This is a genomic window from Blautia hominis (assembly GCA_002270465.1).
In the GTDB taxonomy this organism is placed as follows: Bacteria; Bacillota; Clostridia; order Lachnospirales; family Lachnospiraceae; genus Blautia; species Blautia hominis.
Map to the genome: position 1 here is coordinate 133877 of NQOF01000006.1, position 23932 is coordinate 157808.

Annotated in this window: 24 protein-coding genes; 21 read left to right on the forward strand and 3 right to left on the reverse strand. The window is 48.6% G+C overall.

Annotated elements, in window-relative coordinates; translation table 11 throughout:
* Window positions 1–76: 76 nt before the first annotated feature.
* On the reverse strand, window positions 77–211 hold the full coding sequence (locus tag CI595_RS26725) for a hypothetical protein (RefSeq protein WP_279233392.1): 135 nt from the start codon (window positions 209–211) through the stop codon (window positions 77–79).
* 376 nt (window positions 212–587) lie between these two features.
* Here CI595_RS26725 and CI595_RS18925 point away from each other — a divergent pair, with 376 nt between their 5' ends.
* The 9 genes from CI595_RS18925 (at window position 588) to CI595_RS18965 (ending at window position 8234) form a co-directional block, all read left to right on the forward strand.
* Window positions 588–1460, forward strand: a complete 873-nt coding sequence (locus CI595_RS18925; protein WP_095175185.1) for an AraC family transcriptional regulator — start codon at window positions 588–590, stop codon at window positions 1458–1460.
* Between the two features lie 55 nt (window positions 1461–1515).
* A complete protein-coding gene (locus CI595_RS18930) occupies window positions 1516–2016 on the forward strand; it encodes a GyrI-like domain-containing protein (RefSeq protein WP_095175186.1) in 501 nt (166 codons plus the stop codon).
* 13 nt (window positions 2017–2029) lie between these two features.
* Window positions 2030–2512, forward strand: a complete 483-nt coding sequence (locus CI595_RS18935) for a hypothetical protein (protein WP_095175187.1) — start codon at window positions 2030–2032, stop codon at window positions 2510–2512.
* A complete protein-coding gene (locus CI595_RS18940) occupies window positions 2509–3108 on the forward strand; it encodes a DUF6434 domain-containing protein (protein ID WP_095175378.1) in 600 nt (199 codons plus the stop codon). The genes CI595_RS18935 and CI595_RS18940 overlap by 4 nt, the downstream gene beginning before the upstream one ends.
* 2 nt (window positions 3109–3110) lie before the next feature.
* Window positions 3111–3824 carry a LytR/AlgR family response regulator transcription factor gene (locus CI595_RS18945; protein WP_095175188.1) on the forward strand — a complete coding sequence of 238 codons (714 nt, stop codon included), beginning with the start codon at window positions 3111–3113 and terminating at the stop codon, window positions 3822–3824.
* Window positions 3825–3826: 2 nt separating this feature from the next.
* Window positions 3827–5149 carry a sensor histidine kinase gene (locus tag CI595_RS18950; protein WP_095175189.1) on the forward strand — a complete coding sequence of 441 codons (1323 nt, stop codon included), beginning with the start codon at window positions 3827–3829 and terminating at the stop codon, window positions 5147–5149.
* 131 nt (window positions 5150–5280) lie between these two features.
* Window positions 5281–6042 carry a hypothetical protein gene (locus tag CI595_RS18955; protein WP_095175190.1) on the forward strand — a complete coding sequence of 254 codons (762 nt, stop codon included), beginning with the start codon at window positions 5281–5283 and terminating at the stop codon, window positions 6040–6042.
* A 9-nt stretch (window positions 6043–6051) separates the two neighbouring features.
* Complete coding sequence (locus tag CI595_RS18960; RefSeq protein WP_095175191.1) at window positions 6052–7548, forward strand: hypothetical protein; 1497 nt, start codon at window positions 6052–6054, stop codon at window positions 7546–7548.
* 11 nt (window positions 7549–7559) lie between these two features.
* Window positions 7560–8234 carry an ABC transporter ATP-binding protein gene (locus CI595_RS18965; protein ID WP_095175192.1) on the forward strand — a complete coding sequence of 225 codons (675 nt, stop codon included), beginning with the start codon at window positions 7560–7562 and terminating at the stop codon, window positions 8232–8234.
* A 65-nt stretch (window positions 8235–8299) separates the two neighbouring features.
* On the opposite strand, the gene CI595_RS18970 is transcribed toward CI595_RS18965, so the two are convergent.
* A complete protein-coding gene (locus CI595_RS18970; RefSeq protein ID WP_095175193.1) occupies window positions 8300–8941 on the reverse strand; it encodes a type 1 glutamine amidotransferase family protein in 642 nt (213 codons plus the stop codon).
* A gap of 244 nt (window positions 8942–9185) precedes the next feature.
* On the opposite strand from CI595_RS18970, the gene CI595_RS18975 reads away from it, so the two are divergent.
* From CI595_RS18975 to trxB, 3 genes are all read left to right on the forward strand, one after another.
* Window positions 9186–10121, forward strand: coding sequence for a helix-turn-helix transcriptional regulator (locus CI595_RS18975; protein WP_095175194.1), 936 nt, complete (start codon window positions 9186–9188; stop codon window positions 10119–10121).
* Window positions 10122–10260: 139 nt separating this feature from the next.
* A complete protein-coding gene (gene trxA, locus CI595_RS18980) occupies window positions 10261–10587 on the forward strand; it encodes a thioredoxin (protein ID WP_095175195.1) in 327 nt (108 codons plus the stop codon).
* Between the two features lie 86 nt (window positions 10588–10673).
* Window positions 10674–11585, forward strand: a complete 912-nt coding sequence (gene trxB, locus CI595_RS18985; RefSeq protein WP_095175196.1) for a thioredoxin-disulfide reductase — start codon at window positions 10674–10676, stop codon at window positions 11583–11585.
* Between the two features lie 76 nt (window positions 11586–11661).
* Here the strand turns inward: trxB and glsA are convergent, their stop codons facing one another.
* On the reverse strand, window positions 11662–12582 hold the full coding sequence (gene glsA / locus CI595_RS18990; RefSeq protein WP_095175197.1) for a glutaminase A: 921 nt from the start codon (window positions 12580–12582) through the stop codon (window positions 11662–11664).
* A 239-nt stretch (window positions 12583–12821) separates the two neighbouring features.
* On the opposite strand from glsA, the gene CI595_RS18995 reads away from it, so the two are divergent.
* The 9 genes from CI595_RS18995 to CI595_RS19035 all read left to right on the forward strand — a co-directional run bounded on the left by CI595_RS18995 (window position 12822) and on the right by CI595_RS19035 (window position 23856).
* Window positions 12822–13541 carry a DUF5058 family protein gene (locus CI595_RS18995; RefSeq protein ID WP_095175198.1) on the forward strand — a complete coding sequence of 240 codons (720 nt, stop codon included), beginning with the start codon at window positions 12822–12824 and terminating at the stop codon, window positions 13539–13541.
* Window positions 13542–13553: 12 nt separating this feature from the next.
* Window positions 13554–14324: a hypothetical protein gene (locus CI595_RS19000; protein WP_095175199.1), complete on the forward strand. Its 771-nt coding sequence runs from the start codon at window positions 13554–13556 to the stop codon at window positions 14322–14324.
* Window positions 14325–14335: 11 nt separating this feature from the next.
* Window positions 14336–15511, forward strand: coding sequence for a M20 metallopeptidase family protein (locus CI595_RS19005; RefSeq protein WP_095175200.1), 1176 nt, complete (start codon window positions 14336–14338; stop codon window positions 15509–15511).
* A gap of 80 nt (window positions 15512–15591) precedes the next feature.
* Complete coding sequence (locus tag CI595_RS19010; RefSeq protein WP_095175201.1) at window positions 15592–16902, forward strand: helix-turn-helix domain-containing protein; 1311 nt, start codon at window positions 15592–15594, stop codon at window positions 16900–16902.
* A gap of 13 nt (window positions 16903–16915) precedes the next feature.
* Complete coding sequence (locus CI595_RS19015; RefSeq protein ID WP_095175202.1) at window positions 16916–18706, forward strand: S9 family peptidase; 1791 nt, start codon at window positions 16916–16918, stop codon at window positions 18704–18706.
* A 177-nt stretch (window positions 18707–18883) separates the two neighbouring features.
* Window positions 18884–20926 (forward strand): urocanate hydratase, encoded by a 2043-nt coding sequence (locus CI595_RS19020; RefSeq protein ID WP_095175203.1) that lies wholly within the window; start codon window positions 18884–18886, stop codon window positions 20924–20926.
* Window positions 20927–20949: 23 nt separating this feature from the next.
* A complete protein-coding gene (gene hutI / locus CI595_RS19025; protein WP_095175204.1) occupies window positions 20950–22203 on the forward strand; it encodes an imidazolonepropionase in 1254 nt (417 codons plus the stop codon).
* 71 nt (window positions 22204–22274) lie between these two features.
* Window positions 22275–23168: a glutamate formimidoyltransferase gene (gene ftcD / locus CI595_RS19030; RefSeq protein ID WP_095175205.1), complete on the forward strand. Its 894-nt coding sequence runs from the start codon at window positions 22275–22277 to the stop codon at window positions 23166–23168.
* A gap of 52 nt (window positions 23169–23220) precedes the next feature.
* Window positions 23221–23856 (forward strand): cyclodeaminase/cyclohydrolase family protein, encoded by a 636-nt coding sequence (locus CI595_RS19035; RefSeq protein ID WP_095175206.1) that lies wholly within the window; start codon window positions 23221–23223, stop codon window positions 23854–23856.
* Window positions 23857–23932 lie beyond the last annotated feature (76 nt).

Sequence of the window (23932 nt, forward strand, 5' to 3'; positions counted from 1 at the left end):
ATGTGAGGGCGGACAGACGTGGGGGCGGATGGATGTGGGGGCGGACGGAAGGGGATGGGAAAGGGGCGGGGGAAGGCTATGCCTGTGAGCGAAGGCACTCCGCTGCCGGGGAGCTAACCTGCTCCCATTTACTAAACTCATCGGCAATGGCCTCTTCGTTAAGTAACTGGGGCAGGTGGATCTCCCCGGCGCTCCGCGGAACATCGCTCACAGGCATAGCCTTCCCCCGCCCCTTTCCCATCCCCTTCCTGGTTTTCACTGGCTGCGGAGATTTGCAGGCTTGAGGTTGATTGTTTCGGATTTATTTCTGATAATGGCTGTTTGCCAGTGAGAGAAAACAGCATGAACCATAATTTTACCACTCTCTTTTTTGGGCAGTGTCAGACTTGACACTGCCTCTTTTTTTATCAGATTTGAACGGTACCCTGCATGTGTACAAAGGTTTGGAAATATTCCCCTGCTGAATGGGGTGGGGAGAGATGATAAAATGTATTTACGGGTGCTATCCAAACGGTGCGCGAAATGAGAGGAAATGTTCTGCCGTATCAGGTATAATGAGTCTGTGATAGAAAGAAAGGGGCAGAAATATGGAGTGGAATGAAAGACTGCAGAGGATCATTGATTATGTGGAAAATCATCTGCAGCGGAAGCAGGAACCTATCGATCAGAGGGAAATTTCCGTGATGGCGGGATGCTCTTTTGACTTTTTTCAAAAGGTGTTTTCTTATATGAATGGTATCGGTTTTTCGGAGTATGTCCGGTTCAGAAAACTTACTTTGGCGGGGTATGATCTAAAGAGTACGGATAAGAGAGTGGTTGATATCAGTTATCAGTATGGGTATGATTCCCCTACGTCTTTTACAAAGGCGTTTCAGCAATTTCATGGGATGACCCCAAAGGAGGCCCGAAATGGAAATGTGAAACTGCGGGTTGTGCCGAAAATGCAGATTTTTGAGAAGCAGCGGTATGCCTGGAAACTGGAGCAGAAGCCGGGATTCCGCTTGATCGGAAAGAGTGTTTGGTGTGCCGATGAACAAAAGTATTCAAAGATACCGGAGTTTTGGAGTGATTGTCAAAATTCCGGTGTCTTTTCCAGGCTGATTTCATTGGGTACAGGTGATCCGGGGGGATTGTTTGGTCTGTGCCGTTATGAGGATAGCCTCGCCGGGGAGATAGAATATTCTGTTATGGCGGCTGCGGATGGGCCTTTGCCGGAGGGGTACCGTGAGATCAGGATCCCTGAAGCTGCGTGGGCAGTGTTTGACTGCAGGGGAGCGGTTCCGCAGGCAATCCAGAGCGGATGGAAATTTCTGCAGGAAGAGTGGCTGGTGAGGTATCCGTTTGAACACGCGGATTGTCCGGAGCTGGAATGGTATAGTATCGGTAACTCTTATGATAAGGATTATTTGAGCCAGATATGGATACCGGTTATTGACGGGCATAAGGAAAAAAATAGATGATGCAGGGTAACGGTTCAGCTTGTCTGAACTGTTACGATACAGGGAGGATGATAACATGGATTTACCGTTTCGTATAGAAAAAAGGGAGAGTTTTCGCGTTGTTGGGTATTTGATACAGACAACAAACCAAAAAGGGGAGGGCAGAAAAGCGATACCGCGGCATTGGTCCAAAATAAAAGAGGCCGGCCTTGAAAAAGCTCTTTTGGAGTTGGGGGATCAGAAGCCCGGCGGAGTATTTGGGATCAATATATATAATACAGATATTGCGGATTCCAGAAAATTTGAGTATATTATAGCTATAGCAAGTGATCGTGACGCCGGGGGTGAACTCACAGAATATACTGTGCCGGCTATGACCTGGGCCGTGTTTCCGTGTACACAGGAAACCATAGGGAAAACAGAGGCGCAGGCTATCACCAAATGGCTTCCAAAGTCTAAATACAGACCGTTAAACAAGGGGTATATCACAGGCAGGATGAGGTCAGGAGCGCCGGATATTGAGTATTATGGAGCAGACGGGCATGTGGAAGTCTGGGTTGCGGTGAGAGAAAAATAGAGAGGGATGTATCATGGATAAGAAGATAGATTTTAATGAGTTTATTGCTTCTGTGGCAGTTGAGAATCAGGATTTTGTAAGAGAATTGCATGAAAGATTAATAGGACTTGGCTGTAAGATAGAGATCAAAATGGCCAAAAGCGGTTATATGGTTTCTTACATATATAACAAGAGGACCATTGCAAATTATGTGTTTCGGAGGAAAGGGATGCTTGTGCGGATTTACGGGGTCCATGTAAATCAGTATGAAGAGGTGCTGGAAACACTGCCGGATGAAATGATACAAGCGGTTGAGAAGGCGCCTATCTGTAAGCGTATGGCGGATCCGGATGCCTGTAATCCAAAATGTGCTATGGGGTATGACTTCTGGCTGAAGAAAGAACATTATCAGAAATGCCGAAACAGTGCTTTCATGTTTTTGGTCTGCCCCCAAAATAATCCGTTTATCCGGACATTAGTATTAAAGGAAGCAGAAGCATGGGGAACGGAGGCATGAACCACAGGCCGGTATTAGACAAAAATTCAGACAGTAAAACATTTCGTGAGTTCTATTATCTGAAAGAGGAACTGACAGACTTTTGCAGAAAAAATGGCCTTCCTGTCTCCGGTGGGAAAATTGAGCTGACAGACAGGATCGCACATTTTCTTGATACAGGTGAGGTGCTGTCCGGGAAAACAGTAAAGAGAAAGACGGCATCTGTTTCACATATCAGTATTAGCGAGGATATGAAGATTGAGACGGATCTTGTCTGCTCCGAACAGCACAGGGCTTTCTTCAAAGAGCATATCGGGAACAGCTTTTCCTTTCCTGTGGCTTTTCAAAAATGGCTGAAAAGCAATGGGGGAAAGACTTACAAAGACGCAATAGAGGCTTATTATCAAATTCTTGAAGAGAAGAAAAAAGGGAAAACAAAGATAGATAAGCAGTTTGAGTATAATACCTACATCAGGGATTTTTTTGCGGATAATCAGGGAAAATCTCTGGAGGATGCTGTCAGGTGTTGGAAATACAAGAAGCAATTGCGTGGGCATAACCGTTATGAGAGGTCGGATTTAGACGCCATAAAAAAGAAGGGCAGCGGGGAACATTGATCATGGGTAAAGTGTTATTGGTAGAGGATAATCCGGGCGCGGTAAAAAAGATTGTTCAATATATCAGCAGAATATCGGCGGATCTGGAAGTGGTTTCATTTTCTGAGGCAGGAAAAGCCTTACAATATGCGAAAAGTAATGACATATCTGTTTTTATTCTTGATATTCAGCTTGAGGATTATAAGGGGACCAGCCTGGCAAAGCAGCTCCGCAAGCTGCAGGGATATAAATATACACCGATCATTTTTGAAACAGCGCTGGCCGGGGAAGAACTCACTGCCTACCGGGATGTGAAATGCTATAGTTTTCTTATAAAGCCCTTTGAAGAGGAGGAATTTACCGCGGCATTTCGTGACGCGGTGGGGTTGTCAAAACAAATGGACCGGCCGGCAGAAACGATCCGCATTGAGCAGAAGCAGTTCATCCTGGAATATACCGTGTCTGATATCGCTTATGTGGAAGCTTTTGGAAAGAAACTCTCTGTTCATACCAATAATCGTATGCTGGGTATAAAAGAAGATTCCATTTCCGGTTATACCCTGTCTGGATTATTGGAACTGCTTGACGATCCTTCTTTTGTCCGGTGTCACAAGAGTTATTTTGTGAACAGATCTCATATTGAAAAAATTGATAAATCCGGGCGTAAAATATTTCTGAAAGGGTTTATAGAAGAAATCCCCATCGGAAATAAATATCAGTCTGCATTGTGGGGGTGAGCATGGATGCTGTTGTTGATCTGGTACAGTTAGGCTTAGACGCTGGGATACTGGCTCTTTGCTGTGAGGCGGTCTTCCGGCAAAGGGCGGAGGGGAAAGCGAGAGATTTCCTGCTTTTTCCCATTCTATTTTTGTTCTGTATTGTGACAAGGGTAAACTTCACTGCCGGGAAGACAATGACTGCTTCTTTCCAAGGGGAGGGCTTTGAGATCCTGCCGGCCAACAGTCTGACCGGTTTGCTGTTTCTGGTTTTTGCCTTATTACTGCTGAACAGTATTTATTTTGAACGAAAATCCGTAGGTTATATTTTTTGCGGGACAATGGCGGTCTTTTCGGTTTACCTGTTTGTTAAATGCCTGTGTGTAGTTCTGGCTGCGGTCTGCGGGGCTTCAGGTACTCTGCTGCTTACAGGCAGCCGTGTGGTGTCCTTGTGTTTTGTATTCCTGCTGTTTTGCACACCGTTTTTTGAACGGCTGCGCCGGTTTGTCCGGGCGGGGGATTTTACGGTGGGGATCGTATCTGCCAATATAGCTGTTTTGCTGATGAGTGTGCTCTCTGTACTCTCCTTTGATGTGGGGCGTTTTCTTTCCCATTTGTGGCTGATCTCCATGCTGCTCCTTGGACTTTTGCTGTTGGACAGTGTGTTGCTGTTTTTTCATCAGCGCAGAGTGCAGGAACGAAAGAGGATCCATATGGTTGAACAGTATGTGCCGATTGTGGAAGAACTGATCTCACAGGTCAGAGCAAGACAGCATGAGTTTCATAACCGTATGCTGGCTATGGAGGCTGCTGTGGCTTCTGCTGACACGCTGGAGGATGCAAGAAGGCAAGTGGCGGCCCTGTCAGAAGGTATTGCATTAAGCCCCAATGACCGTGAGCTGCTTTCCTGTGACAGTAAGATCATTGCCGGTATGCTGTTCGGCAAGATCAAGCAAGCCGAAGCGGTGGATATACGGGTAGAAATGCAATTACAGGGTCTATTTAAGAAAACGGCTGTCCCGGAAACCGTATGGATCGAAGCCATTGGGATCTTACTGGATAATGCAATAGAGGCGTCTTCGGAAGGCAGCACCATTTATATAACAGGCAGACAGAATGGCGGGTATCTGGAACTGCTTGTTGCCAATCCGGCCCCGGCTATGTCAAACACGGAATTTATGGCCCTGTTTTGTAAAGGTGTTACAACAAAATTCGGTCAGGAGGGACACGGTTTCGGGCTGTACAATATTCTGCGTATGACAGAACAGTATCACGGTAAGATCATAACACGGAATGAAAGGAAAGCAGACGAAAATTATGTTGTCTTTGGTGTGATCCTACCGTGAAAAATGGTATGAAAGAGGGTTTTAAGGGTACAAAAATGATCTTGTCCCCTTAAAACCCTTTCTTGTTTCCGGCCTGTTGAAGCGCAGAGGAGAGTTGGGTATACTGAAAGACAAAGAAAGGGGTGAGATATATGTTTCATCTTATAGGGACTGAGTGGAAGAAAATATTTCTGCCGGTGCTGCTGACAACGGTCATCCTGGCAGTCGTTATGTGTGTGCTGTCCTGCACGCTTTATCAAAACTATTCCCTGCTGTATGATCTGGAGGCCTGGGAAGTGGGAACGGAGATGTTTTCCCTGTTTTATCCTCTGTCTGTGGTGTTTCCTCTTTGCTGGAACCTGTACTATGAGCGGAAAAACAACTTTTTGCTGTATGTCATGCCCCGGGTGCCGGTCAGGAGGTATCTGACAGCAAAATGGACCGCATATGCGCTGGGGGCGTTCGTTATCATAGTGTTTCCCTATGGATTAGCTGCTGTGTCTGCCGTTTATGTGAAACCCCCTGTGGTTCCTTTTTCCTCCGGGTTGTCAGGGCATATTTTTGAAGGTGCGTTTGCCCAAACGCCGTTATTGTATGCGGGCGTTCTTTCCTGCTGGAGAGGTCTGCTCGGTATTATAATGATGACCTTTGGCTTCGTACTGGCTATGTACTGTAAGAATATTTTTGTGATCCTTACAGGGCCGTTTATGTATTCCATCCTGGAGAACTTTATCCTGTCCATACTTCGGCTGGAGAAATTCCGGCTTGTTACTGCCTTTGACCCCACTAGTGTGGACAGCCGCGCAGTATCCGTATTTTCTTTTGCAGCGGGTCCGGTTTTGCTGCTCTTTGTTATCAGTCTGACGGCACTTTTCTTTGGGAAGTTCAAGAAAAATGCCGTTGTAACAGGATAGGTGGCTCCTATGTATGGGCTTATCAGAAAAAATCTCTGCTTGTGGGGATATGGAAAGGCTGGTGCCTTATTTTTAGGCTGCCTGATTTTTTCCATCAGCGGGCGATTGGATCATGGGATCTCTTATGAACAGCATATTTTGTCAGCGGTGTCAGATCATTACTATTTGACCTATTTCATGCTGCCAATCCTGTTGTTGAGCTGTTTTTCCTTTTTGGAGGATGACGGGATACCGGTGATCTCACGTTTTCACAGCTACCATGCCTATTTCCTGGGGAAATGGCTTAGGACGTGGGCGGCAGCGTTTCTGCTGACTGCGGTTCAGACCACGGCAATCCTGTTGTCCGGTATGGGACTGCCATTGGGGGATCAATGGGGCCTTCCTGCAGGGGCGGCGGAGACAGAGTTATTTTCCATGCTGCAGCAGATTTTTCCGGCCCCTGTGCAGGCTTTCCTTGTATGCACGCTCTATCAGTTTGCGGGAAGCTGGCTGATATTCGGAATCTGTATGTGGATCGGGCACTTTGCAGGGAGGAGAGGGGCTGTTCCTATCATTTCCGGCCTTTATATGCTCTCAGCTGTATGGCTCAAGCTTCCGGCTGTTCAGAACCTGCCCTTTACTGGATTTGGTCACTTACTGATCCTGCACCACAATCTGGGCGGACATTATCGCTTTGCAGCCACAGGGGTTACCTTCCTGCTCCTTCCCCTGGCCGCCATCCTTTCGCTGCGGTTTTGGTGGCGCGGACTGCCGCATATTCAGCTTCGGGGCCGCGGCATGGCTGCGTATTATGTTCATGAGCTGATGATAAGAAAGAATCTTCTGATCCTTTTTGGGGTCGTATTCGGAATTACGCTTTATAAAGGGATGGGGCACAGCCATACGGAATCCGGTACAGAATGGATCTATACCTTGTTTGCCGGACATGGCACAGGATATTTCCAAGTCCTTCCTTTTATAGAACAATGGATCACAGGCGGAGCGCCCCTGTATCTTCTGGCGGTTTTCGTGGAGCATACAGTCAGCGGGCAATCCGTTTTTGTCTCAGTCCGTGGGAAAAGCTGCAGAAGCCTGATGAGGGGGATCTTGTCAGCCGGTACAAAATTTATTGGGATATATACGTTCTTGTGGATGACAGGGGGACTTCTGGGAGCGGTTTTTATTGGCTGCGAAATGGAGGGACCTGCATGGAACCTACTGCTGTATGCTGTCCTGATGAAATTTCTCGATATATATTTGCAGTATCTGTTCATGCTGTGTATTTACTTGTTCACAAAACAGGTTTCGGTTAGCTTTCTTATACTGGCTGCCGGAAATCTGCTCTGCGTGCTGCCCGGGGCTTTGGCGTCCTGCTTACCCTTCGGGCTATCGGGTTTGATGCGGATTTCTCTGATGCATTCCGGCATAGGGATATCTGCAGTGACGGCCTTTGGAATACTGGTTTCTTTTTCATTGCTGCTGACTGTATGGCTGGCCGTGTTTGGATGCAGGAAAATATTGGATTAAGGGGGATTAATATGGGTTCCTATATTGAAGTGAAAAATGTATCAAAGAGTTTTGGCCACAGGCCGGTCCTCCAAAATGTGTCTTTAACCGCTGACCGTGGGAAAACGGTAGGTCTGGTGGGAGAGAACGGCAGTGGGAAATCCGTGCTGTTTAAGATACTGTGCGGGTTTGAAAAGCCTGACAAGGGCAGTGTGTTTGTGCGCGGGGAGGCGCTTGGAAAAAATGGGCGTGATTTCCCTGACAATATGGGGGTGTTCATCAATGCCCCCGGTTTTATCGGTATTTACAGTGGTTTTCAGAACCTGAAATTTCTTGCGGACATACAAAGGAAGATCGGAGAGAAGGAGATTCGGGATGCCATGAACAAGGTCGGGCTTGACCCTGACAATAAAGTGAAGGTAGATCACTATTCTCTCGGCATGAAGCAGAAATTAGGGCTTGCGCAGGCCATTATGGAGGGGCAGGACATTCTGGTATTAGACGAACCTTTCAATGCTCTGGACTACAAAACCTATGAAGATGTCAAATCTATCATCCGCATGCTGAAAGCTGAAGAAAAGACCATATTTCTGACTTCCCATCATTACAAGGATATTGAGCAGTTATGTGATGAGGTATACTTGATAGAGGACTGCCGGCTTATACCGGTCACCGAAGAAATTGCAGCCCGGTATCTGGGGTCTTGAAACGTAACCTATGAGAAGCGCCGCCTGTGTCTCTTGCCCAGGCGGCGCTTCTCATTCTCTGCTTATTACACGGGTGCGTCACAGGACGGCAAAGTCTGCATGAGAGCAAAGAAATGTTCAGATTTACCGGTGCTGAAATAGGCATACCAAGATTCCAGTGTATCTGCCCGGAAGACACCTAGATGCTCTATGATTTGTTTTGCCCACAATAAAGCCCCGGTACTGCTTGCAGTAATAAGATTATTGTCGGCTGCAGACGGTTTATCGATATAAAAATGCTGCCCTTTATAATCAGGGCAGAACATTTCGAGAAATCCCGGCCCGTTACTGGTATGCGGTCGCTGATCCAACAGCCCTAAGCCGGCAAGCGCCGTGACAGCCCCGCAGATCGCACCTACTGTAGCACCTAAAGCGAGAAATTCACTTGCTTTTTCCAGGATAGCAGCATGCTTTTGGTCGTTCCATGTATCTGCGCCCGGTAAGAGCAGCACACTTGTTTCACTCACGACAATATCGTCGATCAGGCAATCGGGCACTATCGTCAATCCGCCCATTGAACGGATGGGTTCTTTAGAATGACTGACCGTTTTGAGTGATATACGCGGCGCGTCCTTTTTGAAAAATCTGCCGGAATTCAATTCTGAAATAGCATACCCCATTTCCCAGTCAGCGAAAGTATCAAGAACGTAAACATAGATTGTAAACATAAATTTCCTCCATTTTTTATTGTTTTATTAGTTGGTTTGCTGTAACGTATTCAGTAGGTCTGTGTATATCGCTTCGCGATGGACTGGATAAAGCTGGCACTACTTTTCCATACGGTCAGCGCAGTAGATGCGCAGACCTGTCTGAACTGTTACGAACAGTTGCCATTTGTTTTTTTATAGTACCATGTAATTGTTGACAACAGTATGGCAAGAATTAAAAAAAAATTTGAAAGGCGGAAATAAAATGAAAATTGACAGACTTGTTAGCATAATCATGATACTTCTCGATAAAGGGCGCATCGGTGCACAGGAGTTGGCAGATATGTTTGAAGTTTCACCCCGCACGATCTATCGCGACATAGACACTATCAATATGGCGGGGATTCCTGTACGTTCTTCAGCGGGAGTGGGTGGTGGTTTTGAGATCATGGAGAGATACAAGATAGATAAAAATGTCTTTTCGTCTGCCGACCTTTCCGCTCTTTTGACGGGGCTTTCCAGCCTCTCCAACATGGTGCAGGGGGATGAACTGGTACATACCCTCACAAAAGTCAGGAGCTTTATCCCGGCCGACAGGGCGAAAGATATTGAAGTGAAAGCAGATCAAATAAGTATTGACCTAAGTCCGTGGACGGGCAGCAGGAGCATACAGCCATATTTAGAGATCATCAAAACAGCGTTGCAGGAGAGCAGACTGCTTGCGTTTGCATATGCAGATCAAGATGGAAATAAGACTGCACGCACAGCCGAACCGTATCAGCTCGTCTTGAAAAGCAGTCATTGGTACTTTCAAGGGTATTGTCATAAAAGAAAGGATTATCGCCTATTCAAACTGACCCGCATATCAAACCTTAAGATGCAGGAGGAAACTTTTATACCGAGAGACTATCAAAAACCAATTTTAGACTTTGAAAAAAGGTGGGATACGTTGCAGACAAAAATAAAGATCCGTATCCATAGATCCGTCATGGACAGGGCACTTGAGTTTTGCCCTTATGAAGACTTCGCTCCGGATGGCAGTGAGCATTACATTGTCCGATTTCCCTTTATAGAGAACGATTATTACTACAATATCCTTTTCGGTTTTGGGGATAAATGTGAGTGTTTAGAGCCGTTACATGTCCGTACGGAAATGAAACGCAGAATACAAAAGATAGCTGCCATGTACGGGAATCCATAGTTGTAATTAAAAAAATTGCAGATGCCTATTGACAAGTAAAACTGTAACTGCTATAGTGACAGTATAGGAACTGTAAATAATAATAATACAGATAAAAGATCCGTTATTTCGGATACCAAATACGAAAGGATGATAAATTATGTCAGTAAATGCAATCGAAAAAACAAAATTTCAAGCAGAAGTATTAGAATCCCCAAAACCGGTGGTTGTAGATTTTTGGGCACCATGGTGCGGTTACTGCCGCAGACTTGCCCCTGCGGTAGACAGACTGGAAGCGGAAATGAACGGTAAAGTCACAGTGTCCAAAGCAGATATTGACGAACTTCCGGAAGTAGCCCAGCAGTACGAGATAGATACGATTCCCACACTGATCCTGTTTAAAGACGGAAAAGAGGCAGACCGTGTTGTCAATCCTCCTTCCCAGGACGCAATAGAAGAGTGGCTGAAGGCCAATCAGGTGATCTGATCAAATCAATCCGGATGATCCGACAAACAACAAGAAAGTAAGGGTTAGGATCCGGTTTCCATATAAAGCAGCAGGAGGAAATACAAATGAGACAAGATATGTATGATGTGGCTGTTATCGGAGGAGGACCCGGCGGATATACAGCGGCTCTCTACTGTGCCAGAAGCGGGCTTTCGGTTCTGGTACTGGAAAAATTGTCACCGGGCGGACAGATGGCAACCACCAGTATGGTAGACAACTACCCCGGTTTTGAGGAGGGTATTGACGGCTTTGAACTTGGAGAGAAGATGCAGCGAGGAGCCGAGCGCTTCGGCGCAGAGACGGCTTTTGTAAATGTGACTGCCGTAGATTTGAAAAATGAAATAAAGGTGATCGACACATCCAAAGGCCAGGTAAAGGCAAGGGCAGTAGTGCTGGCGACCGGGGCTTCCCCAAGAGAGATTGGACTGCCTGAGGAAGCCTCCCTGCGGGGACGGGGCGTTGCGTATTGTGCCACCTGTGACGGTATGATGTACCGCAATAAGACCGTAGTTGTAGTAGGCGGCGGCAACAGTGCTGCGGCAGATGCCCTGTACCTCTCAAAAATATGTAAAAAGGTATATCTGGTCCACAGGAGAGATACGCTGCGGGCTTCAAACGTTTATCTGGAACCCCTGAAGAACAGCAGTGTGGAATTTATCTGGAACAGCCAAGTAAAACAGATCCTGCATGATAAAAAAGTGACAGGTGTTGTGGTGGAGAATCTTGAAGGACAGCTGACAGAGATCCCCTGTGACGGTGTATTTGCAGCCATTGGCAGGGTTCCCGACACGGAACTTTTTAAAGGCCAGACAGAGCTTGACGGCCAGGGTTATATTCAGGCGGACGAGTCAACCAGAACCAACCTGCCCGGTGTGTTTGCAGTGGGTGACGTGAGGACAAAACCCCTGCGGCAGATAGTGACGGCAGCCTCAGACGGCGCTGTTGCATCCCACTTTATTGAGGAATACCTGGTATAAAAAAACGGTTCAAAAACACGCTATCGGTATGCGGCATGATACCGATAGCGTGTTTTTTGTATGCGGTCTTATCCGCTTAAAAAAGACTGCAGTCCAGCTTTTTCGCCAGATATTCCAGAATCTTTATTCCCCCTATACTGTTTCCTTTTTCATCCAGGGCCGGCCCGTACACACCGATTCCCATCCGGTCTACGACCACAGCCGCGATTCCGCCCCCCACACCGCTCTTAGCCGGAAATCCTACTTTCATGGCAAACCTTCCGGAACCGTCGTACATGCCGCAGGTGAGCATCAGGGCCCGGAGGGCTTTGGCGCAGGAGTGTTCAATGAGGTTTTCCCCTGTAAAGGGGTTTGTCCCGTGATTTGCCAGCACCGCGCTCAGATTGGCAATATCAAGTGCCGTCACGTCCACAGAACACATACGGAAATAAAAATCCAGACATTCCTCCACATCTCCCTCTAAGATGCCGGATGCCTTCAGATAGTATGCCAGGGCACGGTTTCGGTCCCCTGTGCTTTTTTCGGAGAGATAGACATTCTCATTCAGATAGATCTCCTCATTGTTGCACAGATGCCGGATGTAGGTGAGGAACCGTCCAAATCTCTCCTCCGTATCCTTTCCCTCAATACAGCTTGCCACTGTGATGGCACCTGCATTGATGAAGGGGTTAAAGGGCCGTGTCCTGGTCTCCAGTTTTATGATGGAGTTAAAGGGGTCCCCTGTAGGCTCTACGCCTACCTTGTCCTGAAAAAGATATTCCCCTCCTCTGTCATGGAGCGCAAGGATCAGGGAGACTAGTTTGGAAATGCTCTGTATCGTGAAAGGCCTGTCATAGGCCCCCTCTTTTAGGGTTTCCCCGTCCAGACTTACAATGCAGACACCAAGCTGGTGCTTGTTGACCCGGGCAAGCTCCGGAATGTAATCAGCCGGCCGTCCAAGCCCTGTAAAACATTTTCCGTAGGACAGGGCATCGTGCAGGCAATCCTGTGATATCATGTGTTCTCTCTCCTTTATCAAATCGTTCTTTATTTCCATTGTACATCAAAAATAATTTCTGACTACCCCACAAAAGCTACGAAAATACTACTCTAAAATTGTATATAATTCACGAAAGAAAGGAAAAATATAAATTTATATTGACTAAAATACCGAAATGCTTTATTGTACAATTAACGTACGTTCTTTAAATGTTCTTTTAATTAAAAAAAGGATCCATTACAACAGGAGGAAAAACAATGAATTATTTTGATGTGGCGAACAGCAGGCTGCTCTACGTGCTGGTGGGCGGTGGACTGCTGTACATCTCCGGGCTTGTGTTGGTGTTTATGCGCAAAGCCTGGAAGCGGGCATTGGAACTCGGAATTTCCAAAAAGACGATCATGGAAGTTGTCAAGTCTTCTGCTGTGTTTACTGTTATCCCATCTATCTCTGTTATCATCGGGCTTTTTTCTCTCTCCGCAGTGCTGGGAGTGCCATGGTCCTGGTTCCGGCTTTCCGTGGTAGGTGCTGTGAGCTATGAACTGACAGCAGCGGAAATGGTGTCGGATGCCCTCGGATTTCAGTCAGCAGGTGCTATGGCATCAGCCAACAATTACGAAGTGTTCGGGGCGATCATGTTCGTAACCAGTATATGCATTTTGGCAGGAATGATAACAAATATTTTTTGTGCCAAGAAAATCCAGGTGAGCATGACTAGATACAGAAAAAGCAAAGGCGCCTGGGGAGCTGTTTTTAATTTTTCCTTTGCCGCCGCCCTGGTTGCCGCTTTTATCCCTTATATTATCCTGGGAGGCAGTGTGGGGATCGTGGTGCTGATCGTAAGTGCCTGCGTGTCTGCTTTTATGTTCTATATTGTGGGGAAATATAAAGTGCAGTGGCTGGGCAGTTTTATCATGTCAGCAGCCCTGATCATGGGGATGGCCGCCGCTGTTCTGGCTACAAACGTTCTGGGATAAAGGAGAAAAAGAATGAACAAAAACGGATTAAGTGAATATACCAACTCGGTTCACCGGATTGGCAGGATCGGTACAGTGATTGCCATTGTTGTCATGCTTGGAATCCCTGTTACCATGTGTACATATTTTGACATGTGGCCGAGGGCGGCGGATTTACTCATGTTCTGCGGCGGCCTTCTGGCTCTGTATGTCCCCACCGGGATTGTGGAATCTGTCACCTACACGCCTATTTTGGGATCCTCCATTTATATGAGCCTGATCACCGGTAATGTATCCAATATTAAGCTTCCCTGTGCACTCAATGCCCTTGACATTGCCAAAGCGGAGCAGAATACCGATGAGGGGGACGCGGTCTGTACCATTGCCATTGCCGTGTCCTCTCTCATCACCATAGCGGTGGTCATTGTGGGCGTACTCATGCTGGTGCCGCTGCAGCCTCTCTTAAGCTCCCCCACAGTCCAGGTGGCTACCTCATATATGCTTCCGGCCTTGTTCGGATGTATGTTCATCCGCCTGATGGTCACCAACCCGGCAGGAGGAAAGATCACGGGAAAATGGAAGATGATGATAGCTCCCATCCTGATCCTGCTGGCGATCCTGGTGTTTGTGGCAAAGATCAACAGGGGGATCGGTGTGCTGATCACCATACCGGTCATGATCCTCTCATCCTGGCTCCTCTTTAAATCGGGGCAGGTGAAGGTCATAAAGGAGGGAGAGGGAAATCCCGCCCCGGAGGATGAGGCGTTGAAAAAAGTGAATGACAAAACTATTACAGAGAGATAAAGGAGAAGAAAATGAACGATTTAGAGAGAGCAAAAGAACTGCTTCCGGAGATGACCGCCAACAGGAGATTTCTGCATCAGAATCCGGAGCTGGGAATGAATCTGAAAGTCACTACGGAATTTGTCATGGGAAAGCTGCGTGACATGGGAATAGAAGCGAAGATCTGCGGCGGATGCGGTGTCACGGCCCTCATCGGCAAAAAGAAGGACGGCCCGGTATTCCTTTTAAGGGCTGACATGGATGCTCTGCCTATGCGGGAGGAGAGCGGACTTCCTTTCGCCTCATCCGGCCAGGCTGCCCACTGCTGCGGTCATGACATGCACACAGCCATGCTGCTTGGCGCTGCAAAGATTCTGAAAGAGCAGGAGGAGGAGCTTCCGGGGATCGTAAAGCTGATGTTCCAGCCAGGGGAGGAGACACTGGAAGGTGCAAAAGCCATGATCGCGGACGGAATCCTGGAAAATCCTCATGTGGATGCAGCTATGGGGGTGCATATGATGCCTCTGGCACCGGCCGGATTTGTGGGATACAACGCAGGGGTTGTGTGTAATTCCAGTGATTTGCTGCAGATAGCCATTGAAGGGAAGGGCGGGCACGGAGCCAGCCCGCACCAGTCTGTGGACCCTGTCAATGTGGGGGTGCATATCCACCTGGCGCTGCAGGAACTGATTGCCAGAGAAGTGGACCCTCAGGATCAGGCTGCCCTGACTTTTGGAATGTTTCACAGCGGGGATGCAGCGAATATCATTCCAAAGACCGCTTTTCTGGGCGGTACACTGAGGACCGTCAGACAGGAGACCAGGGAGTTCCTGCTTGATAGAATTAAGAAATGTGTGGAGATGACAGCGGAAATGTTCCGTGCAAAGGCCAGTCTGGAGGTTCCGGCTTCGGTCAGTGCCCTCACTGTGGATGAGACATGCGCGGATATCATAGGTAAAGGCTTTTCAGAAACACTGGGCAAGGCCGCTGTCCGCGTCAGCCAGACGACCTCCGGTTCTGAGGATTTTGCAGAGGTAAGCCGCCTGGTGCCTTCCATGTTTTTCGTGGTGGGCGGCGGAGACAAAGAGCACGGCTATGAATTTGCAGGACACCATCCGAAAGTGCGCTATGATGAGACCAGCCTGGCAAGCGGTGCCGCAGCCTTTGCCTGCGGGGCGAAAGCATATCTTGCGGCGAAGGGAAAGTAGTAGTAAACTGGATAATAACAATTCAGTAGTCTGTGCATGTACTGCACGGACCGTAAGAAAACTTTGAAAGGTGGCAGACGATGAAATATAAAACAGCAATTATCAGCACGGAATTTATGGATAACAGGGTAAAGGAGGCAGTCCTTCCCTTTGAGGAGAGCTGTACGTTTACCACCTTCTATTATAAAAAATCATCGGAGATTCCGGACATCTATAAAAGTATCGAAGACAAGTACGACGGATTCATTATAAACGGCATTATCTCCAGAGCACTGCTGCGCGCAGCCTGCCCGGATACCAGGAAACCCATTGAAACCTTCCATGTGGATATGCTGGCATACTACCAGGAACTGTTCGGGCTGATGACATTGAACCCGGATCTGAAGGCAGAACGCCTCTACGCGGATTTTATGATGGGAAAAAATATCAGGGAGGCTGTGGAAAACAAAACCCTGGAAGCGGAAGGGGAAAATTTCTGCAGCATGGTAGCCTGCATGAGTCTGGAAGAGCTGAAAGCACTCCGCTATAAAATGGTGGAGGACGTCCGCGGGAAGTGGGAGGCAGGCCGGATTGACCAGGTGATCACACGTCTGAGCACAGCGGCTAAGGATTTTGAGGAGATGGGGATCCCCTGCCATTTTGTATACCCCGGTATTTCTTATATGCGGGATGTGATCAAAAGGCTTCTTCTCACCATTGAGCTGGATAAAATGAAGGAGAGTATGCCTGCTGTGATCAACATCACTGCGGGCAGGAACGGACAGGAGCGGGATGAACTGGGGGAACTTGCCATGCAGACGGCAATCCTGCAGTTTTCAAGAGAGCATGACTGTGATTTTATGCTGCAGCGGCATGCCTCTGTGTATGAGGTCCATACCAGCGCCGGTGTGATCGATCGAATCACAGATAAATATTCGGTCTGTATGCTGAAAAAATACCTGGAGAGAAAGACCGGTGCCAGGGTATGTATCGGATATGGACTGGGAAGAGATACCACACGGGCAAGGCTGGAGGCCATGAATGCCAACCAGGAATCCATGATGCATCCTCAAGGTGCCAGTTATGCCATAGATGAAAACGAAAACTTGATCGGCCCCCTGATTTCAGGAAGCTGTATGGTACTGTCCACAACGCCCTCTGAAAAATATGCCAAAATGGCGGAGGAGACAGGGGTATCGGCACTGACTCTGCAGAAAATCTGTGCCGTCGCCCAAAAGCAGGAGGAGGGGACGGTGACAGCCCAGCTCCTTGCGGACAGTTTGGGCGTCACTGTGCGGGCAGCAAGCAAATACCTGCAGAAGATGGTGGCAGCAGATGCCGCACAGGTGGTGGGCACCAAACAGCGGAAAACAAGAGGAAGGCCAGAACAGATGATCCGGATTCCCGACTAATGGGGATAAGATTATGGGAAATATAAAAGAGTATTTGACAGCAGCAAAATGCAGTTACCCTGTATGGGGAAAAGAGGATACCATTTACTACCTGGATACCAGGGATGGGGTGCCGCAGATTTGGGAAAAAGACCTGTGCACCGGAAGCAGCAGGAAAATGACGCATAACAGCGATAAGATCAGCCGGATGCGGTATTTCGCAGGGCAGGTGTTTTTCGCTATGGATATGGACGGAGATGAAAATGAACAGATTTACAGGATTGGTACAGACAACAGGGAAGTGATGCCTGTGGTGTACCATCCGAGAAATGTGCGCAGCCATCTGGGAGATGTGAGCGGGGACTGGGTATACTACGCTTCCAACAAAAGGCTGCGCTGTATCTTTGATATCTGCAGGAAAAATCTGCTGAACGGAAAAACAGATATATTAATAGAAGGAAAAGATGCTGTCTGTCTTCCTCTGTCCATCAGCCCGGATGAGGAAATCCTTTTATATAGTAGGAGGACCTCCTTTGCGGATATGCAGATCTACTGCAAAAACCTCCATACAGGGGAAGAGAGAAAGGTAAGCAAAGAGCAGCAGTGTGCCATGGAGGAAAGCCCGGCGTGGCTTGGGGATGGAAGCGGTTTTTATTTTATCAGTGACAGGGAGCGGGAATTTAAAAGAGTGCTGTTCTGGGACAGGGAAACCGGGCAGACACAGGAAATATATGAGGTGGATTGGGATGTGACCCATATTGCCGTGTCAAAGGATGACAGGTATCTGGCTGTTGTGGTGAATGAGGACGGGGATTCCGGGATACATATTCTGGAGACCGCATCCAAAAAAGAAATAAAGATCCCTCAGATCCCCCTGGGCACCATAGGAGATGAGGAACCGGTCACATGGTCAGAGACAGGTTACAGACTGCTCTTTTCCTTTGAGAGTGGCAGCAGGACCCAGAATATATGGCTGCTGGACGCAGAGGAAGGCACTCTGAAACAGGTGACAGAAAACGAAAACATGACAGTGGGGCAGGATGCACTTGTGGAACCTGTGCTGTGCCGTTATCAAAGCTTTGACGGTCTGGAAATTCCCTATTGGCTTTATGTCCCCAAAGGGATCCCTGCCGAAAATCTTCCGGTGGCCATCTATATTCACGGAGGGCCGGAATCGCAGATCCGGCGTTTTTACGAGGAGACCATCCAGTATCTTGTCAGCGAGGGCATTGCGGTGGCTGCGCCTAACGTGCGGGGAAGTACAGGATATGGAAAGACGTATCTGAACCTGGACAACAAGGAAAAACGTCTGGACGCAGTGGGGGATATCGAGGCCCTTGCAGATCATCTGACAAAGACAGGTACCGCGGATGCAAAGAGAATGGCAGTGTTCGGCAGAAGCTACGGCGGATATATGACACTTCTCTGTGCTGCCAGAATGCCGGAGCTCTGGGCCTGTGCAGTGGAAGTTGTGGGCATGTTTAACCTGGTGAGCTTTTTAAAGCATACGGCGGGTTACCGAAGGGCGGCAAGGGAGGCGGAATACGGAAGTCTGGAACAAGACAGACAGCTCCTGAAAGACCTTTCCCCGGAAGCCGTGATTGAGGATCTGGCCTGTCCGCTTCTCATTGTGCACGGTGCCAATGATACCAGAGTGCCGGTAAGTGAAGCGGAACACGCCGCAAAACGGCTTGAAGCTCTCGGGAGGGAAGTGGATTACCTTTGTTTTGAGGACGAAGGCCATGTGATAATTAAACAAAAAAACAGAATAAAGTATATTACGGCAGCGTCGGAATTCCTGAAATCGCATTTGTTGCAAAAATAGCCAAAATACTTTCTGGTGTATTAGTACATTTTCCCTTTATCAAACTAAAATACAGAAGGGATTTCGGTTAAAATATCTAAAAAAATTTCATACCGTCCAGGAACTTTATCGGAAATAGACGTTTTTTAGACTGTCCCGGTGCTAAAATCATAAAAAAAGTAAAGGAGACGATGTGAAATGAACAATGCGGAAATCGGAAAAGCAATGGAAATCAAACTGGATCCCGTTCTGCCGGAATACCCGACCTTCAAAGAAGGTGTCAGAAGAGCCCCCAAGAGAGAACTGACCCTGAACAAAAGGGAGATCAAACTGGCGGTAGCAAACGCCCTCAGATATGTGCCGGAAGAGCTGCACGAACAGCTTGCACCGGAATTTTTAGACGAACTTCTGACAAGAGGACGTATCTACGGATACCGTTTCATGCCAAAAGACAGGATCTATGGAAGACCCATTGATGAATATAAAGGAAAATGTGTGGAAGGAAAGGCATTCCAGGTCATGATCGACAACAACCTGGACCATGAGGTGGCCCTCTATCCATACGAGCTTGTTACATATGGTGAGACCGGCCAGGTCTGCCAGAACTGGATGCAGTACCAGCTGATCAAGAGATACTTGGAGGAGCTCACAGACGAGCACACCCTTGTGATGATGAGCGGCCATCCCATGGGCCTGTTCAAATCCCACAAGACCAGCCCCCGTGTCATCGTGACCAACGGCCTGATGGTAGGTATGTTCGACAACCCGGAGGACTGGGCGAAAGCCACAGCCATGGGCGTATCCTCCTACGGCCAGATGACAGCCGGCGGCTGGATGTACATCGGCCCCCAGGGTATCGTGCACGGCACCTTCAACACGATCCTGAACGCAGGACGTAAGTTCTTAGGCGTACCCCAGGACGGGGATCTGTCCGGTCATCTGTTCGTCACAAGCGGACTTGGCGGCATGAGCGGCGCACAGCCCAAAGCCATTGAGATCGCAAGGGGCGTGGGTATCGTAGCAGAGGTGGATGCTTCCCGTATCGAGACCCGCCACAGCCAGGGCTGGGTAGGCCTGGTGATCGAGGATGCAGCGGAGGCGTTCCGTGTGGCAGAGGAATATATGGAGAAGAAAGAGACTGTATCCATTGCCTACCACGGAAATATCGTGGACCTGCTGCAGTACGCAGTGGACAACAACATCAAGATCGAGTTGTTATCCGACCAGACAAGCTGCCACGTGCCTTACGACGGAGGCTACTGCCCGCAGGGCCTGACCTTTGAGGAGCGCACGGAGATGCTGGCAAACGACAAGGAGAAGTTCTGTGAGCTGGTGGACCAGACCCTGGTGAAACACTACCACCTGATCAAGACCCTGGTGGAGAGAGGCTCCTACTTCTTTGACTACGGAAACTCCTTCATGCGTGCGGTGTTCGACGCGGGAGCAAAGGACATCGCCAAGAACGGTGTGGACACAAGCGAGGGATTCGTGTTCCCGTCTTATGTGGAGGATATCCTGGGACCGGAGCTGTTTGACTACGGATACGGCCCGTTCCGCTGGTGCTGCCTGTCCGGAAAACCGGAGGACCTGCGTGCCACAGACCACGCGGCCATGGAAGTGATCGACCCGAACAGAAGGAGCCAGGACAGGGACAACTACATCTGGATCCGTGACGCAGAGAAGAATAAATTAGTAGTGGGGACCCAGTGCCGTATCCTGTACCAGGATGCCCTGGGAAGAAGGGATATCGCCCTGAAGTTCAATGAGATGGTAAGGAACGGCGAGATCGGACCGGTGATGCTGGGGCGTGACCACCACGACACAGGCGGAACAGATTCCCCGTACAGAGAGACCTCCAACATCTATGACGGATCCAACATCACAGCGGACATGGCAGTGCACTGCTATGCCGGAAACGCGGCCAGGGGGATGAGCCTGGTAGCGCTGCACAACGGAGGCGGCGTAGGCATCAGCAAATCCATCAACGGAGGATTCGGGATGGTGCTGGACGGAAGCGAGAGAGTGGATGAGATCTTACGTGCAGCCATCCCGTGGGATACCATGATCGGAGTATCCAGGAGGAGCTGGGGAAGATGCGAGCACTCCATCGAGACCGTAGCAGAGTACAACAAGATAAGGGAAGGGCAGGATTACATCACCATGCCGTACCTTGCAGATGACGATATGATCGAGAGAGTATGCAAAGACGTAGTGGTGGAAGAACATCACGCACATCACTGAGAATCGTTAAAAGGAGATAAGACATGAAGAAACGTTACATCCGCCATGCCTCCGAGCTTGTGACCTGTAAGGGAAAAGCGCCGAAGCATGGAAAAGAAATGTCAGATATCGGCCTGATCTATGACGGTGCAGTGATCATCCATGATGATAAGATCATAGCCGTGGGTACCACAGAAGAACTGGATAAACAGGTGAATCCGGAAGAATACGAAGTGATCGACGCAGCGGGTAAGACCGTTATGCCGGGATTCGTAGACTCCCATACCCACTTTATCTTTGGCGGATACCGTGCAGATGAATTCTCCTGGAGACTGAAAGGCGACAGTTACATGTCTATTATGGAACGCGGAGGCGGGATCAACGCCACCGTGGTTCCTACCAGAGAAGCTTCAGAGGAAGAACTGATGGAAGCCGGCAAAGAGCGCCTGAACCGTATGCTGGAATTCGGCGTGACAACCGTGGAAGGCAAAAGCGGCTACGGTATGGACTGTGACACAGAGCTGAAAATGCTCCGTGCCATGAAAAAGTTAAACGAAACCCATCCGGTGGACATTGTTTCCACATTCCTGGGGCCTCACAGTGTGCTTCCCCAGTGGAAGGGAAAAGAAAGAGAATTTCTGGACGAACAGTTAGAACATGTAATGCCAAAGGTAAAAGAGGAGGATCTGGCAGAGTTTGCAGATATCTTCACAGAGAAGAATGTATTTACGGTGGAAGACTCCGAGTATTATATGACAAAAGCAAAGGAAATGGGCTTTAAGCTGAAGATCCATGCAGATGAGATCTACCAGCTTGGAGGCTCTGAACTGGCGGCGAGAGTCGGCGCGGTTTCCGCAGACCATCTGCTGAAAGCATCCGATGAAGGCATCCGCCAGATGCGGGATGCCGGTGTCATCAGTACCATCCTGCCCCTGACCGCTTTTGGACTGAAGGAGGAATATGCGCCTGCCCGAAAGATGATTGACGAGGGCTGCGCGGTTGCGCTGGCTTCGGATCTGAATCCGGGAAGCTGCTTCTCCAATTCCATCCCTCTGATGGTTGCCCTTGGATGCATTTACATGAATATGTCTATAGAGGAAGTCATCACAGCCCTTACCATCAACGGCGCAGCCGCTGTTGACCGTGCGGACAAAGTGGGAAGCTTAGAACCGGGAAAAGCCGCAGACATTATTTTCTTAAAATTCCCGTCCATTCATTTTATGCCCTACCACACAGCAATCAATCTGGTGGAGACGGTGATCAAGAATGGCGATACTGTTTATCACAAAGAATGGTAACCCGTAATAGTTCAGATGTCTGAGACGTTACGGCAACCCCAAATCCATAACAACATAAAGGAGAAAATATCATGGAAAGAATTATCGAATGCGTACCTAATTTCAGTGAAGGAAGAGACAAAGAAAAATTAGAAAAGATCGTTGACTGCTTCCGTAACAGAGAGGGCGTTAAGCTTTTGGACTACACCTCCGATGAAGATCACAACAGAAGCGTTGTAACAGTTATCGGTGAGCCGGAGCCGTTAAAAGACGCAATGGTTGCAGCAATCGGTAAAGCAGTGGAACTGATCGATATGACAAAACATCAGGGTCAGCATCCCCGTATGGGCTGTGTGGACGTTGTTCCGTTCATTCCCATCCGCGGCGTGACAGTGGAAGACGCTGATGCAGTGGCAAAAGCAGTGGCAAAAGAGGCATCTGAGAAATTCGGACAGCCCTTCTTCTTATATGAGAAATCAGCCACAGCTCCTCACAGAGAGAATCTGGCTAAAGTCCGCCAGGGACAGTTTGAGGGCATGGCTGAGAAAATGAAAGACCAGGAAAAATGGAAACCGGACTTTGGCCCGAACACCATTCATCCTACAGGCGGTGTGACAGCGATCGGCGCAAGAATGCCTCTGATCGCCTACAACATCAATCTGGATACTCCGAATGTGGAGATCGCACAGAAAATCGCAGATAAGATCCGTCACGTAAAAGGCGGCTTCCGTTTCTGCAAAGCCATGGGCGTTATGCTGGAAGACAGAAATATCGCTCAGGTATCCATGAACCTGACAGATTATACAAAGACTTCTGTTTACACGGTATTTGAGACCGTACGCATGGAGGCAAGACGCTACGGTGTCAATGTACTGGGCAGTGAGGTAGTAGGACTGATCCCGCTGCAGGCCATCGTTGACTGCGCGGAATACTACTTAGGCTTTGAAGGCTTTGATTCCAAACAGGTTCTGGAGACACGTCTGTAAGAAAGAAATGATTACAACATATATCTGATTCGATTAGGAGAGGTTACACATCATGAAAAATATGACAGTTGAACAGTTTGCCATGCAGACAGCCTCCAATGAACCAGTACCGGGGGGCGGAAGTATTTCCGCCCTTGCTGGTGCCCTGGCGGCGGCTTTGACAGAGATGGTGGCAGGACTCACCATCGGCAAGAAAAAATATGCGGAAGTGGAAGAGGAGATGAAGAAGGCAGTTGCTCCCATGCATGAGATCTGTGAGCATCTTCTGGATGACATCAAGCGCGACAGCGAATCCTTTGACCTGTACATGCAGGCCCTGACCCTTCCGAAAGAGACAGAGGAGGAGAAGGCAGCCCGCACAAAGGCCATGCAGGATGGCTTAAAGGCAGCCGTTGCGGTTCCCTTATCTGTTGCAAAACGCGCCTACGAGGTTATGCCCTACGCGGAAGCTATGGTGACAAAAGGCAACAAGACAGCAGTGACAGACGCTCTGGTAGCCACAATGATGGCAAGGACAGCCGTATTAGGAGCGCTTTTCAATGTAAAGATCAACCTGGAATCCATCAAAGACGAGGCTTTTGTGGAAGAGACCGCCAAAGAAGTCGCAGTCATAGAAAAAAATGCCCTGGCATATGAGAAAAAGATCCTGGCACAGGCCGGTGTCTCCAGGAGCGCGGTGGAAGAATGAGAATAAGCCGATTGATTTCGGCTTTTCCAGAAGGTTCCGCATATGCCAAAGGTGTGCTGTGAGGCCAAAAGGCTGA

Bases quoted from the DNA above. Each gene is read 5' to 3' on its own strand.
- CI595_RS18925 (WP_095175185.1), top strand. From the start codon at position 588: ATGGAGTGGAATGAAAGACTGCAGAGGATCATTGATTATGTGGAAAAT.
- CI595_RS18930 (WP_095175186.1), top strand. From the start codon at position 1,516: ATGGATTTACCGTTTCGTATAGAAAAAAGGGAGAGTTTTCGCGTTGTT.
- CI595_RS18935 (WP_095175187.1), top strand. From the start codon at position 2,030: ATGGATAAGAAGATAGATTTTAATGAGTTTATTGCTTCTGTGGCAGTT.
- CI595_RS18940 (WP_095175378.1), top strand. From the start codon at position 2,509: ATGAACCACAGGCCGGTATTAGACAAAAATTCAGACAGTAAAACATTT.
- CI595_RS18945 (WP_095175188.1), top strand. From the start codon at position 3,111: ATGGGTAAAGTGTTATTGGTAGAGGATAATCCGGGCGCGGTAAAAAAG.
- CI595_RS18950 (WP_095175189.1), top strand. From the start codon at position 3,827: ATGGATGCTGTTGTTGATCTGGTACAGTTAGGCTTAGACGCTGGGATA.
- CI595_RS18955 (WP_095175190.1), top strand. From the start codon at position 5,281: ATGTTTCATCTTATAGGGACTGAGTGGAAGAAAATATTTCTGCCGGTG.
- CI595_RS18960 (WP_095175191.1), top strand. From the start codon at position 6,052: ATGTATGGGCTTATCAGAAAAAATCTCTGCTTGTGGGGATATGGAAAG.
- CI595_RS18965 (WP_095175192.1), top strand. From the start codon at position 7,560: ATGGGTTCCTATATTGAAGTGAAAAATGTATCAAAGAGTTTTGGCCAC.
- CI595_RS18970 (WP_095175193.1), bottom strand. From the start codon at position 8,941: ATGTTTACAATCTATGTTTACGTTCTTGATACTTTCGCTGACTGGGAA.
- CI595_RS18975 (WP_095175194.1), top strand. From the start codon at position 9,186: ATGAAAATTGACAGACTTGTTAGCATAATCATGATACTTCTCGATAAA.
- trxA (WP_095175195.1), top strand. From the start codon at position 10,261: ATGTCAGTAAATGCAATCGAAAAAACAAAATTTCAAGCAGAAGTATTA.
- trxB (WP_095175196.1), top strand. From the start codon at position 10,674: ATGAGACAAGATATGTATGATGTGGCTGTTATCGGAGGAGGACCCGGC.
- glsA (WP_095175197.1), bottom strand. From the start codon at position 12,582: ATGATATCACAGGATTGCCTGCACGATGCCCTGTCCTACGGAAAATGT.
- CI595_RS18995 (WP_095175198.1), top strand. From the start codon at position 12,822: ATGAATTATTTTGATGTGGCGAACAGCAGGCTGCTCTACGTGCTGGTG.
- CI595_RS19000 (WP_095175199.1), top strand. From the start codon at position 13,554: ATGAACAAAAACGGATTAAGTGAATATACCAACTCGGTTCACCGGATT.
- CI595_RS19005 (WP_095175200.1), top strand. From the start codon at position 14,336: ATGAACGATTTAGAGAGAGCAAAAGAACTGCTTCCGGAGATGACCGCC.
- CI595_RS19010 (WP_095175201.1), top strand. From the start codon at position 15,592: ATGAAATATAAAACAGCAATTATCAGCACGGAATTTATGGATAACAGG.
- CI595_RS19015 (WP_095175202.1), top strand. From the start codon at position 16,916: ATGGGAAATATAAAAGAGTATTTGACAGCAGCAAAATGCAGTTACCCT.
- CI595_RS19020 (WP_095175203.1), top strand. From the start codon at position 18,884: ATGAACAATGCGGAAATCGGAAAAGCAATGGAAATCAAACTGGATCCC.
- hutI (WP_095175204.1), top strand. From the start codon at position 20,950: ATGAAGAAACGTTACATCCGCCATGCCTCCGAGCTTGTGACCTGTAAG.
- ftcD (WP_095175205.1), top strand. From the start codon at position 22,275: ATGGAAAGAATTATCGAATGCGTACCTAATTTCAGTGAAGGAAGAGAC.
- CI595_RS19035 (WP_095175206.1), top strand. From the start codon at position 23,221: ATGAAAAATATGACAGTTGAACAGTTTGCCATGCAGACAGCCTCCAAT.